Raw genomic sequence first — 14,960 nt, 5'->3', positions numbered from 1 at the left:
TCGGTACGTGATGAGAAGGGTGAAAGCCACTCGTCTCTCTTCGGGAGGCGCTCCGGCCGGCCAATCATGCCGTTCCAGTTTCAATCTCCTGCGCGTCCGTGCGAGAAGATGTGGCTGATCCGCTTTCGGCCTTCGACTCGGAAGCCGCCGCGCCCACCAAAAGTACAGGTACCGGCGCGTATCGCAGGATACGTTCGGCACTGCTGCCCAGCACCAGCCGGCTCACCTCCCGGCGACCGTGGGTGCCGATGACGATCAATTCCGCCGCCCATTTGATAGCCTCGGCCGTCCCGGCGGCGCCCATTGATATGGCGCAAGCGAGGCCATGATTGGGTGCGCGACGCTGAATCCCAAGCCGCGCATCGCAGCCCCGGGCCAGGATCACGCAACGACCGTCCCGAAGAAAGTGCCCACGGCATAGGTCACGGCCATCGCGAGTGCACTCCAGAAGGTCACACGCACGACGCCCGGAAGAAGCTTCGCGCCGCCGGTCCTGGCTGCCAATGCACCGAGGCCCGCCAGCGCGAGCAAGGCCGCGACCGCCACGGCCGCTGCGAGGTTCGGACCTGAGTAGAGAGCGACGACAACGAGCGGAAGTGCAGCACCGATGGCAAAACTGAGGGCAGACGCAAAGGCTGCCTGCAGCGGTCGCGCGGTTGTGATCGCCGAGATGCCGAGTTCATCGCGTGCATGAGCGTCGAGCGCGTCATGGCGCATCAACTTGTCGGCGACTTGGCGCGCCAGCGCCAGGTCGAGACCTCGGCGTACGTAGATCGCGGCAAGTTCGCGGTGCTCCCCGCTGGCATCGCGGGCGAGTTCGGCGCGCTCCTCCTTCAGTGCGGCCGATTCAGTGTCGGATTGGGAAGAGACAGACACGTACTCGCCGGTCGCCATCGACATGGAGCCCGACACAAGCCCCGCGATTGCGGCCACAAGAATGCTGCCGTGCGCAGCATGCGCGGCCGCGACACCGATCACCAAGCTTGCTGTTGAGACGATGCCGTCGTTTGCCCCCAGTACGGCTGCGCGTAACCAGCCGACATGCTTGATCCTGTGGAATTCTTTCATGTTGTCAGGGCCGGTTCGGCAGCATGCGTCGAAGTACGCCATCCTTCAAGACGAAATGATGCAGCAGCGCTGCGATGGCATGGAAGAAGGCAATGATCAGCAGCGTGTTGGCTGCAAGCCCATGCAAATCTTCAACCGTCTCCCTGAGGCTCTTGTTGTTCGCGTCGAAGGGCTGGATCCTGAACAGGTTGTAGATCGTGTCCCCGCGCACCCACGCATTGGCGATGCCAAGAGCCACGGTCACGATCAGCATGGCATACAGCAGCCAGTGCAGGATCGTCGCGAGCTTGTCGGGCCAACCCAGCCCAGCAGGTGGCAGGCGAACCGCTCGCGAACCGAAGCGCCAGTGAACGCGAGCGACCAGTACGATTGCGAGTGCGATGCCCAGTGAGATGTGCGTGCTGCGGGCGAAGATCCGCGGATTCCCCTTTGGAAACCAGTCGATGGTCTGACCCAGCAACCACAGCGACACCACCAACGCCGCAGTCAACCAATGTAGAACGATCGTTCGCCGGTCGTAGTGCGGGAAGGTAGCTTTCATGTCGTGCATCAATCAATCCTAACGCGCACGCGCTCACGAGTGCGGGTGGAGCAGGTGGCTTGGCCCGGGGTGCCGTGGGCTTTCCACGACAAGTCTATGCCGGTATGCCAAGGCGGCACCGGGCTAGAACCTGACGTTTGACATGGCTGTTCAGTCTTCGCACCGCAACACATATGGCCTGCGCAAATTCAACTTGGCGCAAGCATCCTTTCGAGGCCGGGCAGTCGAACGTGGCGCTGGAGTCTATCCACTGGCCGCTTGGGCCGGAGTTTCCGCAGGCAAGCACTATGTGTTGCGGCACATCGCATATAGCCACCACGATTCCTCGACCGTGTTCACGTTTCAAAATTGTGGCGTCGACTAGCCGGGGCAATAGTGGTGGCTGACGAGCCTAAGTGTCTCTGCGCGCAAAGGTCTTCGAGGGCGGACGAAGGTTCAATCCGTGCCGCGACGGGCTACAGTCGGCCGCAACCGGCCGTTCGTCACGACCGCTCAGTCTTCCTGCTGATCTGGCTTTAAGGGCGCCTGGTCCAAGGGTACAGTCGGTCAGTTGCCAGTTCAGTCCAATATGCCAGATGTAGACCTCCTCCGAACGCCGATGCTGGGCCACTGGGACGTCAGGTTCGCGCCGCAGCGAAGCCAGCGTCTTTCACCTGCCGAGATGCATGGCCGCTTTGGAAGCCGGTCGTCGCTGGTTGCGGGTCGCGTCCATGCAACGCGCCGGTATTCAATTGCCAATGTGGCTCGCAAGCCTGACTGCCTCGGTCAGTGCCTCGAGTTGTCCCGCATGTTGCGTGGCAAGTAAAGCCAGCTCGATGCGGGAATGTATCAGCGCCGCTATCGAACCCGGTAGTCCAGGAGCGCCGCTCGAATCGATTCACCCGCGGGTCCGACTTCATCAACTTCGTCGTGTGCGTCGGCGATCCTGGCACACAGTGCCACCACGGCCATCGTGTAAGACCAGAGCTCGTCTCCGACCGAATCGCTGTCGGAGGAAAGCAGCCCGTGCTGCATCGCAAGATCCTTGAAGACGCGATCGGGATCGATGTCAGCCATTTCTTCAGTGGTCTGGGTCATGTGCAGTCCTTTCATGCCTCTAGAGGGGCACAGATCTTTGGTGGAGCGCCCTCCTGAGGTGATCGGCAAGGGCCGATGAAGGTTCCGGATTCATCAAGTCCAAGCGAGCAGGGTGACTCATAATGCGAGGCATTCTGGAAACCAGCATCTTGTCGTGATCGAATCCGAAGCTGCCATCCCCAGAGGTCTCTCGCTGCTGAGTTACAGATTCGCCAATGGCTGGCCACGGCTCAAGCCATGGCTGATTGTGGTGCTGGCCGCGCTCCTGTGCGTCCTGATCGGCAAGGCACTTCACGGATTGTTGAGCGAGGTGCGTTACGCCAGCGTGATGCAGGCAATCACTGCAACGCCGGACCTTCGCATCGGTCTTGCGTTGGCGGCGACGGCTGCGAGCTATCTGATCCTGACGGGGTACGACTTCTCGTCTCTCTCCTACGCAGGCGCCCGCATCAAGCCATCGACAGTCTTGCTGACTTCCTTTGTCGCTTACGCGCTTTCGAACACCATCGGTTTCGGTCCTTTGACGGGCGGTGCCGTCCGCACGCGGATATACACAGCCGCCGGGCTGACGCCACAGCAGATTGCGCAGGTGATCGCGTTCAACGCCTTGGCCTTTGGCTTGGGCATCTCCGCGTTCGGAGCGGTTGCCATCCTCTGGGGCGCACCCGACGTCGCGCCATTGCTGCGCCTGCCATCTTCCTTCTTGCGATCGGCCGCAGGACTGACGCTGCTCGGTCTGGGCGCTTTTCTCTCGCTTTGCGTTCGAGGGCGAGCGCTCAAGCTCGGAGCGCGATGGACACTGCGGCTCCCGCCGGTCGGACTTGCGGTGCGCCAGTTGGCGATATCAGCCCTGGAACTGACTGCCTCGGCGTCGGCACTGTGGTTCTTGTTGCCGGCGGATCGCATTCCGCTGCCCACCTTCGTCAGCTTCTATGCGATCGCCATTGCGGCAGCGATCGTGAGCCATGTGCCGGGCGGCGTGGGAGTTTTCGAGGCGGTCATGCTGTTGGTGAGTGGCTCGCACGTTTCGACCGAAGCCATGCTCGGCGCGTTGCTCCTCAATCGCGGCATCTACTACGTGATCCCGCTGGTCGTGGCGACAGCGATCGTGCTGACCTACGAGTTGCGCTCCGGCGTCGCGGCCCCGGTGGGTCGTGCAGCGATGCGCCTGAGCCCTCGCCTGCTGACTGCCTTGGCGTTGGTCGCGGGCGTCTGGCTGCTGGTGTCGGGTGTGACGCCGCTGACCGAGGACGCGCGGGATTTGCTCGAAGCCTTGAAGGTCCCGTTGCCTCTGATAGAGGCATCGCACTTTCTGGGCAGTGTTGCCGGCCTTGGCTTTCTCCTGGTGGCTCGGGGGCTGTTCCATCGGCTTGACGGCGCGTGGTGGGTTGCGCTGGTGCTGGCCGTCGTTTCCGGCGTTCTTGCGCTGCCCAAGGGCATCGCGTTGAACGAGGCCGCTCTGATGTCGGTGCTCGCGATTTTGCTGTGGGTCTCCCGACGCGAGTTCGATCGTCCCTCGTCGCTGTTCTCCCAACGCCTGGAGCCGGGATGGCTTCTCGCACTGGCTGCGGTCCTGGCAGCGTGCGTCTGGATCCTTCTGTTCGCTTATCAGGAGGTGAGCTACACGCGCGGGCTGTGGTGGCAGTTCGAACTCGATGCGCAAGCGCCGCGTTCGCTGCGCGCGCTGCTAGGGGCGGCGTTGATTGCACTCACATTCGGACTGTGGCAACTGTTGCGCCCTCCTGCAGGGGAGGTGGCTTCGCCGTCGGATGACGAGATCGATTGTGCGGCCGCCATCGTCCGAGCCGGTTCGGCGCCGCAAGGCTGGATGGCGCTGATGGGAGACAAGCACCTGCTGTTCTCGCCGACGGCCAAGAGCTTCCTCATGTACGGCAAGCGCGGCCGATCGTGGATAGCGCTCTTCGGCCCCTTCGGGCAAACGGGCGAGTGGCCCGACCTGATCTGGACGTTTGTCGAACTTGCAACTGCCCATGGTGGTCGGCCGGCCTTCTATCAGGTCGAGCCAGCGAGCTTGCCCCTGTACCTGGATTGTGGTCTGCAGGTCTTCAAGCTGGGCGAGTACGCGCACATCGACCTGCCCGGCTTCAGCCTCAAGGGCGCCCGAAGGGCCAACCTGCGCTCGGGGATGAATCGAGGGCAGCGTGAAGGCTTGTCCTTCGAGGTGCTCTCGCCCGAAGAGGCGAAAAGCGTCATGCCCGAGCTGCAGAAGGTGTCCGACGCATGGCTGGAGAAGCAGAACACCCGCGAAAAGGGCTTCTCGGTCGGGCGCTTCGAGCCCGATCGCCTGCCGCCCTGTCCCGTCGCGGTGGTGCGGCATGAGGGGCGCATCATTGCGTTTGCGACGCTGTTCATCACGGACGCGGCGCAGGAGGCCTGCGTGGACCTCATGCGTCATCTGCCCGATTCGCCGCCAGGCACCATGGACTTCATGTTTGCAAAGATCCTGCTCCACCTGCAGGCCGAAGGGTTCCGGCAGTTCGGCCTGGGGATGTCGCCCATGGCCGGCATGGCGACGCGCCAGAATGCACCCAGGTGGCAGCGGCTCGGGCGCGTTCTCTTCGAATATGGCGAGCGCTTCTACAACTTCCGGGGTCTGTACAGTTTCAAGGATAAGTTCGAACCCGTCTGGGAGGCGCGCTACCTGGCCGCCCCGGGCGGTGTGTCGCCTCTGCTCGTGCTGATCGACTTGGCGGCTTTGATCGGCGGCGGCGCCAAGGGAGTGATCACGAAATGAACGGTTGGATTGCGCGCGTGCGTGGCCTGAGGGCGCTTGGCCTTGCGGCGCTCATCTTCGCGGGTTGGCTGCAGTTCGCCGGCGCGCAGACGCGAGACTCAACGGCCATGCTCAAGCCCGCTCACACCATCTCGCATGGCGTATTCGTGGACATCCCGGTTTTTCGTCCGTCGGGACAGGTTCGGCAGTTCGTGCTTCTCTTCTCCGGCACTTCCGCGCCGAACGCGAAGGATCAGAAGCTCGTGCGGTGGATGGTCGGCAAGGGTGCGATGGTGCTCGTCGTGCCTCTTGGCGCCTTCTATGACGGCATCGCGGCGGTGAGCCGCGAGTGCGTCCACGGACCGGGCGGTATCGAGAATTTCGCGCGCTACGTGCAGGCCTACGAGAAGTTGCCTGTGTACCTCGAGCCGCTGCTGGTAGGCACAGGAAAGGGCGGTGCATTCGTCTATGGGTTGCTCGCGCAGGCGCCGGCCGATACCTTCGCGGGCGCCGTGTCGCTCGATTTCTGTCCCCGGCTGGCACTGCCGATGCCGTTGTGCGCTGAAGGATCGCTGCGATGGCATCGCATCGCCGGCGGTGTCGACTTCGAGGCCGGCCCGCGTCTGACGGCGCCCTGGAGCGTGTTGCAAGGCGAAGTGCCGCCGTCCTGTGCCGCAGAGGCCGAGGCGTTCACGCGCAAGGTGCCTGGGGCCACGTGGGTCGCCCCTACGGCAAGCGGCGGGTCGAGCACCCAGGAGCTGCCTGCTGGGTTCCAGGCTGCATTCGAGCAACTCGCCAAGAGCCGCGCGGCCCCCGAAGGGCCGCCCGCCGAACTTGCGGACTTGCCGATCACCGAAGTACCGGCCGGCAGGGAAGGCACTCGCTTCGCGGTGATGATTTCGGGCGACGGCGGCTGGGCGGGCATCGACAAGGGTGTCGCAGCGTCGCTCGCAGAGAGCGGCGTACCCGTCGTCGGTATCGATTCATTGCGCTACTTCTGGTCCGCGCGCACGCCAGAAGGCATTGCCGTCGACCTCGACCGGGTGATTCGCCACTACGCGGCGCGTTGGAGGCGAAGTGAAGTCGTCTTGATCGGCTATTCCCAAGGGGCCGACGTCCTGCCCTTCGCGCTCAACCGCCTGCCGGCGCCCACACGCGCCCAGGTACGCCTCACCGCGCTTCTCGGGCCTGGGGAGAAGGCTTCGTTCGAGTTTCACCTGAGCAATTGGATCGGCAAGAGCGGCGATCGCCCGATCGCCCCCGAAGCGCGAAACATGCCGGCGAAGGCCACGCTGTGCATTTATGGAACCGAAGAACGAAAGGACTCCTTGTGTCCGCTGCTGGAGAGTGCCGGCGCGCACACCATCGCGATGCCCGGAGGCCATCACTTCGGCGGCGACTACGAGGCGCTTGCAGCGACGATATTGGCCGCAATCCCACGTTGATCATGGTGGCCTTCGGCAGTTATCGACCGGAAGTTGAACGCCCCGGCCTGGACGGACGGCAAAAAGCGGGGCAGGGGAGGCGATTCGCAGGCCGCGATCACATTGAAGCGCGTGCGCACTGATCGGGTGCTGGTGAACAATCCGCAGCCAGCCGCTTCCGGGCCGACTACGGTAGTACGCGCGCATCGGCGCGAGGACTGCAACCGCTGCGGAGCAGAAGTACGCGCCACACCGGTTGTTGGGAAGGGGCGGGCTTAGATGCTGTGACATTCGACCGCATGAGGCCTCCGATGGCACCGCGGAGCCAGGTTGCGCTGACTTGCCGGTCAAAAGACACGGCGCGCTACGTTGGGCCGCTTGTCGATTGCGCACGGATCGAAAATGCGATCGCACGTAGGCCTTCTATGGGGACTTCTTTGTCAAATCTTTCGGATCAACGGCGATAGTTCATGACGGCACCAAGATGTCGCGGAACGAATGGCGATGGCATGGCATTCGAGATGCATCTCAGTCGCGAGGTCGGGGTATCGCGAGTGTTCGGGTCAGTGCTCGGACGACCTTCTATCCGTGAGGGAGGCCCAGTGCTTTTGTCCTCCCTTCGGCGAGGCTTGTCAAAGGCTCGAGTGGCAGCGGCAGGTTATGCCGAAGGGTCATTTGGCTGCGTTGACAGCATCCTTCAGGGCTTTGCCTGCCGTGAACTTTGGGGCCTTGCTCGCCTTGATCGTCATCGTCTCGCCGGTCGAAGGATTGCGGCCGGCGCGCTCGGCGCGGCTCGCCACGGCGAAATTGCCGAACCCGATGAGTTGCACTGTTTCGCCGCGCGCCAATGCCTGCGTCAAATTTTCAAGTGCTGAATCAAGTACACGACCGGCATCGGCCTTGCTGAGTTCCGTGTCCGCAGCGATGGCGGCGATAAGTTCTGTCTTGTTCAAACTGAGGTTCCTTCTAAAAGTTGGAGGATTATCCAGTCGAGCACATCAGAGGCTAGCGCTTCGCCATCAGCCTCGTGTCCTTCATCGGCATCAGCTTCCTGAAGCAGGACCCGGGCGGCGCGAGTTTCGGCGGGCCGATGACGCTGGACAACTACGTCAAGACTCTCGGCTCCGACTATGCGCGGCACGTGGCCTTCCAGACCTTCATGATCGCGGTGAAGGTCACGGCATTGGCGATCCTGCTGGGCTTCCCCCTGGCGTACGTGCTCGCGCGTTCGCCGTCGCCGCTCGTGCGCAACACCATCCTGTTCGGGCTGGTCGCCACGTTTCTCTCGGGCGGCGTCACGCGAGCCTATGCATGGATGCTGATCCTCGGCAACAAGGGCGTGGTGAATTCCATCCTGACGAGCCTCGGTTTGTCCACGCCGGGTCAGGGCAGCGCTCAAGCGCAAGAAATGCCTACGGCTCGAGGACTTTCAGCATGAGCACTCCGTCGACCGTCTGAAAAGTTCCGACTCCCGTGCGCGTGACGCTGCGGCCGGCCTCGAGGCGGTACTCAAAAGCCTCTATTGTCGGCTGGTGCTCCCCTGCGGCGAGGTCGGTCTCCACCTCCACGTATCGCACAACTACGTGTCGCTTGCCGACCTGGTCCGTCACAGGGATGCGTTCAGCCGGTGACTTTCGTTTCATGGCGCAGTCCGTTTTTGCTGCAGAGCAGCAATTTTCGCGCTACTCTGTGGCCTGCATTAAGAACACCCCCACGCTTGACGCGGTGGCCATCGGGAAACGTTTGGCGCCACCGTTCGTCCAGTAGAAATCGGTCAAAGTTTCCGGGGAGCGCCGACCGCCGCAACGACTCCACCGCCGGTCGCCTGAACGCGACTCTTGGCCACCCAGGCCGCGCCGGCAGCGGCAACCTCAGCCAGCGTTCTTCTTTGGGCGACCTGCCTTGAGAGGCGCGAGGGCGTCCAGTGCACCGCCCAGTTCGCGTGGGGTGAGCTTTGCCAACGCATGCAGGCCGGCATGTAGCAGCTCGCTCTTCTTCGCCGGTCGCTTGTATTCGAGGGCGCGCATCTTGAGAGATGCAATCAACGCGTAGTCCTGATGCGGATCGTGAAGCTGTCTCGCACAAGCTTCATCTTCTTGGTGGTGTCCGGCGCGCGCTCGTCTGCAGAGCGTGCCGCCGATGCTAGTGTTTTCGGAGCCGGTACAGCGAGCGCGTCCTTGGCCTTGACTGGCTTGGCCTTCTTCCCGGTCGTGCCCTTTCGAGCAGGGCTTGACCGTCACGGTCTTATTGGCCAAGGTCGTTTTGCGAGGCGCTCTTGCAGCCCTCGGAGATTCCGCGATGACTGGAGTGGTCGTGAGCGATGGCGAGTTGGCTGCCGACCCCTCAGCAGCTTCAGCAAAAGCGGAAGAATTCACGTCGGGCGCCGCCAAGGTGATGGGACCAGGTACTGACGGACGAGCCACGACTCAAATATTCATCAGCATTGGGGCTGGTCGCGCCATCGAGGTCATTCATAAAGGTCAGAGGGCGCCGTCTTGGCGCTCCGCGGCTTAGCACGCCCTTCGGTCATCGAATCGTCAAAACTGCTTTCTAGACTGCTGGGATTGCTTTTGCGCTGCACGTCTTTCGAAGACCTTTCTTAAGGAGTCCCATGAACAAGAGCCGTCTTCTATCGCTCGCACTGAGCGTGCTGCTGGCGACTGGTGGGGGAGCCGCCAGCGCAGATCAGCGGGACGAGCGGCACGACCGCTMAGAGCCGTACGCCATCGGATTGTGGGGAGACCTCCCGTATTCCGACGCCCAGGCGCTCGTCGGCGTGCCCAATTTGATCGCCGATATGAACCATCAGGACCTTGCCTTCAGTGTCCATGACGGGGATCTGAAGGCCGGCAACGGCACGCCAGGATCAGTGACGCCCACCACCTGCACCGATGCGCTCTACCTCCAGGCGCTCGGTTTCTTCAATGCGTTGCGCGCGCCGGCGATGCTGACCCCGGGTGACAACGACTGGACGGACTGCGATCGTCCCGCAAATGGTGGCTTCTCCTCGCGCGAGCGTCTTGACCACGAGCGGAAGGTTTTCTTCGGCACCCCGTACTCGCTGGGGCAGCGGCGGATGCACCAGGAGGTGCAGACTTCGCCCCTGTGCCTCGGAGTCAATGGCCCGGTGCCATGTGTCGAAAACCGCCGCTGGACGCTAGGCGACGTCATGTACGTCACGCTCAACGTTCAGGGCTCGTGCAACAACCTCTGCGATACCGCGCCGGACGCTGCCGAGTGGACGGCCCGCAATCAGGCGAACATCGCCTGGCTGCGCGAGTCGTTCCGCTATGCGGCGGCGCTTCAGTCGGCCGCCGTGATGATCATTTCTCAGGCCAATCCGGGGTGGGATGCGACCGATGGCACCCGCGCGCCGCTGCGCAATGCGCTGACGCTGGCACAAACAGATGGGCAACCCGACGGTTTCCAAGACTACCTGATGGCGCTGCGCGATGAGGTCGTCGCATTCCGTCGTCCCGTGGCTTACGTGCATGGCGACTCGCACTATCACCGCATCGACAAGCCGCTGCTTGACGCACAGGGACATCGTCTGGAGAACTTCACGCGTGTGGAGACTTTCGGCGACAACCAGGCGAACGGCAACAACGATGTGAACTGGTTGAAGGTGACAGTCGATTCGCGCAGCCGGGAGGTGTTTTCCTATCAGGCGCAGATCGTGCCGGCAAATCGCGTCGCGGTGCCGGCACCTTGAAGTCCTGCGACCCGCATTTCAGAAGATCGCCGAGCTCAGAGGTCAGCTCGGTCCTGCCTCAGGGCCGAGGGGGAGGGGAGCGGTCTGTGTCGGCGAACCGCATCACGAGCGATGAGGTACGCCGGCACCTCCTTCTGGCTTCTGACGCGCCTGCCGGCGTCCGCACGCTCATGAGCGACAGCCAATGATGACGTCAATGTCCCCAGGGGACTGCCGTCGGTCGCAGGTGCTGATCGCCTCGAATCGGCGAACCCGACCTTCTCACGACCGGAGAAATACGGCGAAGCCCTCATGCTTGATCTGACGCGCAATGTCCGCAGCGTCAGCACGCTGATAAGTCTTTTGCGGGTTCAAGCGATGGCGCGACTTGTAGCAGGCAAGGTTCTTCAAGTCCGCATCTGGAGGGCATTGCAGCGGGAGTAGGACCGGCGGGCAGTGCGACGAACTTCCGAGGTTCAACTCGATGCACAGCTTTCTCAGACTGCTGTAACTCCATGGTGACCTACAGGCCCGCTGCGCGAATGACGTTCCCTGCGCAGACGAAGTTGCCACCACCAAGGTGGTGGATGGTCTGCAGATCGGCGTTGGCGCTCTCGAACAGCCAGTGACCGTCCCTGAAAATTCGCGGATCGGCGGCCGCTCCGACAACCTCTGCGAAGCATGTGTCATACGCATCTTCGCTGTGCCTTTCCGGAATCAATCGGCATTCGAGCCACGCGGAACAGCCAGATGACAACACTGGCAAATTCATCGACGCGCTGAGCTCGGTTGCGATGCCGAAATGACTGAACTTGTCCACGGTTCGTCCGCTGGTGCTGCCAACAGCATGCGTCAGGTCGATGAGTGTCGATCCCGGTAGACAGATCGCAAACGTGCCGCTGGCTGCGATCAATTCACGGGTGTAGGTCTTCTTGTCAATGACCACTGCGACGCGCGGCGGTGTGAACTCCACGGGCATCGACCACGCGGCCGCCATCACATTGCGGCGCGTACCGTCGTAAGTCGTGATCAAGACCGTGGGACCGTGGTTGATCAGGCGGCTGGCGTGCTCGAGGATCACTGGAAGATAGTTGCTCGTGTTCATTGATTCATTTCAAAACGTGTTGCTTAGCGAGAATTTATATCGCTTTCGGTTATGCGATCCGCTTTTTAAAGTCGCGTCATTCTGAACCACAGCGCCACGAGGACCCCATGACCGACACATCCCAACGCATTCCGTTTCATCTCGCGTTTCCGGTTCGCGATATTGCAGAAGCCCGCACGTTCTACGGCGATTTGCTGGGGTGCCCTGAAGGCCGCAGTGCGCCGGAGTGGGTCGACTTCGACTTCTACGGTCATCAGATCGTTGCGCATCTGGCGCCCGATGAGTGCGGCCACAAGCAGAGCAGCGCCGTCGATGGCCAAGACGTGCCGGTCAAGCATTTCGGCGCCATCCTGCCGATGGACAAGTGGCAAGCCATGGCCGACCGGCTGATCGCGAACAAGACGGAATTCGTTATCGAGCCGTACATCCGCTTCAAGGGTGAAGCCGGCGAACAGGCCACGATGTTCTTCCTCGATCCGTCGGGCAACGCCATCGAGATGAAATCGTTCGCCGATCTCGGCTCGTTGTTTGCAAAGTAAGGCGAGATCATGCAAAAGCAACTTCCGGTCCTGGCAGGCGTCGCCGCTGCCTTGTTGACCTGCGCGAGTGCCGCTACGGCGCAGACAGACACCCTGAAGAAGATCAAGGAATCGGGCGTGATCACGATGGGCGTGCGCGACGCTTCCGGCGCGATGTCTTTCGCGCTCGGCCCCGGCAAGTACACCGGCTTCCATGTCGACATCTGCGAGCACGTCATCGCAGACATCAAGAAGGCGATCCAGCTCGACAAGCTGGAGGTGAAGTACCAATTGGTCACGCCGCAGAACCGCATCCCGCTCGTGCAGAACGGCACGGTCGACATTGAATGCGGGACCACCACCAACAACGCGGCGCGTCAAAAGGACGTGGCCTTCGCGCCCACGCTCTACGTGGAAGGCGTGCGCCTGGCAGTCAAATCGACCTCCGGCATCCGCTCGACGGCCCAGCTTGCCGGCAAGACGGTGGTAGCGACGACGGGGAGCACTTCCGTGCAGTTGCTGCGAAAGCTCAAGAGCGATGCGACGGAGCTGACCGCCAAAGACAACAGCGAAGGCTTTCTGTTGCTGGAAACCGGCCGTGCCGACGCGTTCGTGGCCGACGGACAGATCCTCGCAACGCTGATCTCGAAGAGCAGGGACCCAGCGCGGTACAAATTGCTGGACCAGGTGTTGAGCACCGAACCGATCGCCATCATGCTGCCCAAGGGCGATGCTGCGCTCAAGAAGGTGGTCGACCAGAGCATCGTGTCGCTGGCGAAGAGCGGCGACGCCGCGCGCATCTACGACAAGTGGTTCTTGAAGCCGATCCCGCCGCAGAACGTGATCGTGGGCTTGCCCGCCACCGAGATGACCAAAGCCGCCTGGGCGAACCCCACCGACAAACCCCTTGAAGGGTACGAGGCGCGCTGAGCGCTGGAAGGACATCATGAACGCAAAGGGGTAGACCGCTTCTTGCCCGCCGCGCCACCCCGAGTACCTGCCTTTGTGGTGGGGGGCTCCGAAGCTTCCGCCAGGCAACGCGAAAAATGGGCAACGATCGGCGAGCTCGCTCGACCCCGGCGCTGGAGCAGCCCGATCTCCCGATAGAAGGTGTGCTCGCCCAACGACACCACCCGGACGGTGTCGGGCAACGGCAAATGGGCTTCGACGAGCGGGACGAGCGCGACGCCCATCCCGTTCGCCACGAGCTGGATGAGTGCGGCGATCTCATCGAGCTCGATGGCCTCCTTCACATTGATCGCTTGCCGCCGCAGGAAGCCTTCTGCCATTCGCCCGCCAAAAGACACGCGGTCGTATCGCAAGAACGGCTGCACCCGCAGCAATTCGCGCCAGTCCTTGCTGCTCGAAACATTCTTCGAGACGATCAGCACGAAAGGCTCGTGGACGAGCGCCTGCCATGTCATGTCAGGCGGCATGCCGAAGGGCGGCCGGATCATCACGGCGGCGTCGATGCTTCCGGCATCGAGATCGTCCATCAACCGAAGAGACACGCCGGGAGCCACGTGGACCCGAACCAGCGGGAGCGCCGTGCGGAGCTGGTCGAGCGCACGCACGACCAGCGTCGACTGCGCCGACGCAATCGCGCCAATGCGCAAAAGACCTTGCGTTGACTGCTCATCGGGCGGATCGCCGAGCTTTGCAAACAGCGTGCAGATGAGTTCCGCTCGCTCGAGGACCGTTCGACCGGCGGCGTTGAGGGTGGCGGAGCGCCCGGTTCGATCGAACAGAGCGAAGCCAAGGCCCTCCTCAATCCGACGGACCTGACTGCTCACCGCCGATTGCGTCAGGCCGATGTGCTCGCCAGCGGACGCGAATGTTCCGTACTTGCAAACGGCGATGAGGGTCTTAAGTTCAGCGATCATTGACCGAGCATGTACAGTATCGATCGAAAAATCAAGGATCCATCAGGCGCTGAGATGCTCAAGAGAGCTTCGCTTGGTCGACTGCAACGCGTCGCCCATGTGTGGTGAACTTGGCGTGTGATTTTGCAATGGCTGCTTCAGACTCTGGTTGCCGTCGTTCGAGGCGGGCTCACCGAGCGGCGGCTATTGGCTGTAAGGCGGTAGTCGGTCGCAGTAGTGTGGCATGTCAGAAAGCTGCAGCTCATCTCGGCAGCGCTACGCCAATCGAGACGTTCAAAAGCCGCCGAATACCGGATGAGGCTGTGCACAGCTGCCGTTCACCTGGACGTGTGAGCGGCAGCAACGGGTCGGAGCAAAGAAGCGCGAGTGCCTCGTGCAGCAGACGTACCGCCAGCATGGCTCATTGAGCAATCGGCTCGGCGGCGGTGCACGCACTCTTGGCTTCCATGGGCATTGCCTTTCGCTTCTTCCGCAGTGCGTCCAACGCCGTTGCGCCAGCGTCAGATCAGAAAGCGTGACGGATACCGAAGTCGTAGCCGACCGAGTGTTGTGCAACGGGCGTGAACGCCACACCGAAAGAATGCGCAGCCTTGGCATCATGGGCAGTGTCCTGTGGTGGCGCGCGTCATGGCTGCACGTATCCACGCTTGCGCCGAACCGTAATGCCAAGGCGGGCAAGCTCGGTTGGCAACATCGCTGCCTGGACCAGCGCCACCGGCGGGCTGCCGGAGAGGGCCTTGAAGGTGCGATCATAGATGGCCATGCAGTCACCGCTGGTCAAGCGCGAGTTGAAGAGAATGCCGTCGATATCGGGCATATCAGCGTGTACCGCTTCCGACAGCGCCTGCCCCGAGGCGTGAGAGCGTGCACGGCTGGCATCCGTATCGATCCCAACTTCATAGACGGCGGCACCTCGCAG

At 62.4% G+C, this 14,960-nt stretch carries 16 protein-coding genes; 6 read left to right on the top strand and 10 right to left on the bottom strand.

Features of this window, described 5'->3' with window-relative positions; all coding sequences use genetic code 11:
* Positions 1 to 64: 64 nt before the first annotated feature.
* The 4 genes from AC1DSF_RS30090 to AC1DSF_RS30075 form a co-directional block, all read right to left on the bottom strand.
* The gene (locus AC1DSF_RS30090) at positions 65 to 304 is read right to left on the bottom strand and encodes a universal stress protein (RefSeq protein WP_478184010.1); all 240 of its coding nucleotides are present in this window, start codon (positions 302 to 304) and stop codon (positions 65 to 67) included.
* A gap of 77 nt (positions 305 to 381) precedes the next feature.
* Positions 382 to 1,068, bottom strand: coding sequence for a VIT1/CCC1 transporter family protein (locus AC1DSF_RS30085; protein WP_478126793.1), 687 nt, complete (start codon positions 1,066 to 1,068; stop codon positions 382 to 384).
* Positions 1,069 to 1,072: 4 nt separating this feature from the next.
* On the bottom strand, positions 1,073 to 1,609 hold the full coding sequence (locus tag AC1DSF_RS30080) for a cytochrome b (protein ID WP_478184009.1): 537 nt from the start codon (positions 1,607 to 1,609) through the stop codon (positions 1,073 to 1,075).
* Between the two features lie 837 nt (positions 1,610 to 2,446).
* Positions 2,447 to 2,686, bottom strand: coding sequence for a hypothetical protein (locus AC1DSF_RS30075; protein ID WP_478184008.1), 240 nt, complete (start codon positions 2,684 to 2,686; stop codon positions 2,447 to 2,449).
* 154 nt (positions 2,687 to 2,840) lie between these two features.
* On the opposite strand from AC1DSF_RS30075, the gene mprF reads away from it, so the two are divergent.
* Both mprF and AC1DSF_RS30065 read left to right on the top strand, forming a co-directional pair.
* Positions 2,841 to 5,441 (top strand): bifunctional lysylphosphatidylglycerol flippase/synthetase MprF, encoded by a 2,601-nt coding sequence (mprF, locus tag AC1DSF_RS30070; protein WP_478184007.1) that lies wholly within the window; start codon positions 2,841 to 2,843, stop codon positions 5,439 to 5,441.
* A complete protein-coding gene (locus AC1DSF_RS30065) occupies positions 5,438 to 6,865 on the top strand; it encodes a virulence factor family protein (RefSeq protein ID WP_478184006.1) in 1,428 nt (475 codons plus the stop codon). Before mprF ends, AC1DSF_RS30065 begins: the two co-directional genes overlap by 4 nt.
* A 650-nt stretch (positions 6,866 to 7,515) precedes the next feature.
* Here AC1DSF_RS30065 and AC1DSF_RS30060 read toward each other — a convergent pair.
* Positions 7,516 to 7,797, bottom strand: a complete 282-nt coding sequence (locus tag AC1DSF_RS30060; RefSeq protein WP_478126788.1) for an HU family DNA-binding protein — start codon at positions 7,795 to 7,797, stop codon at positions 7,516 to 7,518.
* Positions 7,798 to 7,871: 74 nt separating this feature from the next.
* On the opposite strand from AC1DSF_RS30060, the gene AC1DSF_RS30055 reads away from it, so the two are divergent.
* Complete coding sequence (locus tag AC1DSF_RS30055) at positions 7,872 to 8,282, top strand: hypothetical protein (protein WP_478184005.1); 411 nt, start codon at positions 7,872 to 7,874, stop codon at positions 8,280 to 8,282.
* Here the strand turns inward: AC1DSF_RS30055 and AC1DSF_RS30050 are convergent.
* Positions 8,257 to 8,487: a hypothetical protein gene (locus tag AC1DSF_RS30050; protein WP_478126786.1), complete on the bottom strand. Its 231-nt coding sequence runs from the start codon at positions 8,485 to 8,487 to the stop codon at positions 8,257 to 8,259. The two genes, AC1DSF_RS30055 and AC1DSF_RS30050, sit on opposite strands and share 26 nt — an antisense overlap.
* A 228-nt stretch (positions 8,488 to 8,715) precedes the next feature.
* On the bottom strand, positions 8,716 to 8,889 hold the full coding sequence (locus AC1DSF_RS30045) for a hypothetical protein (RefSeq protein ID WP_478126785.1): 174 nt from the start codon (positions 8,887 to 8,889) through the stop codon (positions 8,716 to 8,718).
* A gap of 566 nt (positions 8,890 to 9,455) precedes the next feature.
* Between AC1DSF_RS30045 and AC1DSF_RS30040 the strand changes: the two genes are divergently transcribed.
* Positions 9,456 to 10,556, top strand: a complete 1,101-nt coding sequence (locus AC1DSF_RS30040; protein ID WP_478184004.1) for a hypothetical protein — start codon at positions 9,456 to 9,458, stop codon at positions 10,554 to 10,556.
* A gap of 502 nt (positions 10,557 to 11,058) precedes the next feature.
* Here the strand turns inward: AC1DSF_RS30040 and AC1DSF_RS30035 are convergent.
* Positions 11,059 to 11,640, bottom strand: a complete 582-nt coding sequence (locus AC1DSF_RS30035) for a flavin reductase family protein (RefSeq protein ID WP_478184003.1) — start codon at positions 11,638 to 11,640, stop codon at positions 11,059 to 11,061.
* A gap of 107 nt (positions 11,641 to 11,747) precedes the next feature.
* Here AC1DSF_RS30035 and AC1DSF_RS30030 point away from each other — a divergent pair, with 107 nt between their 5' ends.
* Together AC1DSF_RS30030 and AC1DSF_RS30025 are read left to right on the top strand one after the other, a co-directional pair.
* Positions 11,748 to 12,179 (top strand): VOC family protein, encoded by a 432-nt coding sequence (locus tag AC1DSF_RS30030; protein ID WP_478126782.1) that lies wholly within the window; start codon positions 11,748 to 11,750, stop codon positions 12,177 to 12,179.
* Between the two features lie 9 nt (positions 12,180 to 12,188).
* On the top strand, positions 12,189 to 13,088 hold the full coding sequence (locus tag AC1DSF_RS30025) for an amino acid ABC transporter substrate-binding protein (protein WP_478184002.1): 900 nt from the start codon (positions 12,189 to 12,191) through the stop codon (positions 13,086 to 13,088).
* 14 nt (positions 13,089 to 13,102) lie between these two features.
* Here the strand turns inward: AC1DSF_RS30025 and AC1DSF_RS30020 are convergent, their stop codons facing one another.
* Both AC1DSF_RS30020 and AC1DSF_RS30015 read right to left on the bottom strand, forming a co-directional pair.
* On the bottom strand, positions 13,103 to 14,041 hold the full coding sequence (locus AC1DSF_RS30020) for a LysR family transcriptional regulator (RefSeq protein WP_478184001.1): 939 nt from the start codon (positions 14,039 to 14,041) through the stop codon (positions 13,103 to 13,105).
* A gap of 625 nt (positions 14,042 to 14,666) precedes the next feature.
* Positions 14,667 to 14,960: RES family NAD+ phosphorylase (locus AC1DSF_RS30015; protein WP_478184000.1), on the bottom strand; the 294-nt coding region annotated here is incomplete at its 5' end.

The sequence above is a fragment of the Variovorax sp. 01N429 genome (assembly GCF_056399425.1).
The sequence above is the reverse complement of the archived record's forward strand: the minus strand, read 5'-3'. Positions and strand labels throughout refer to the sequence as shown.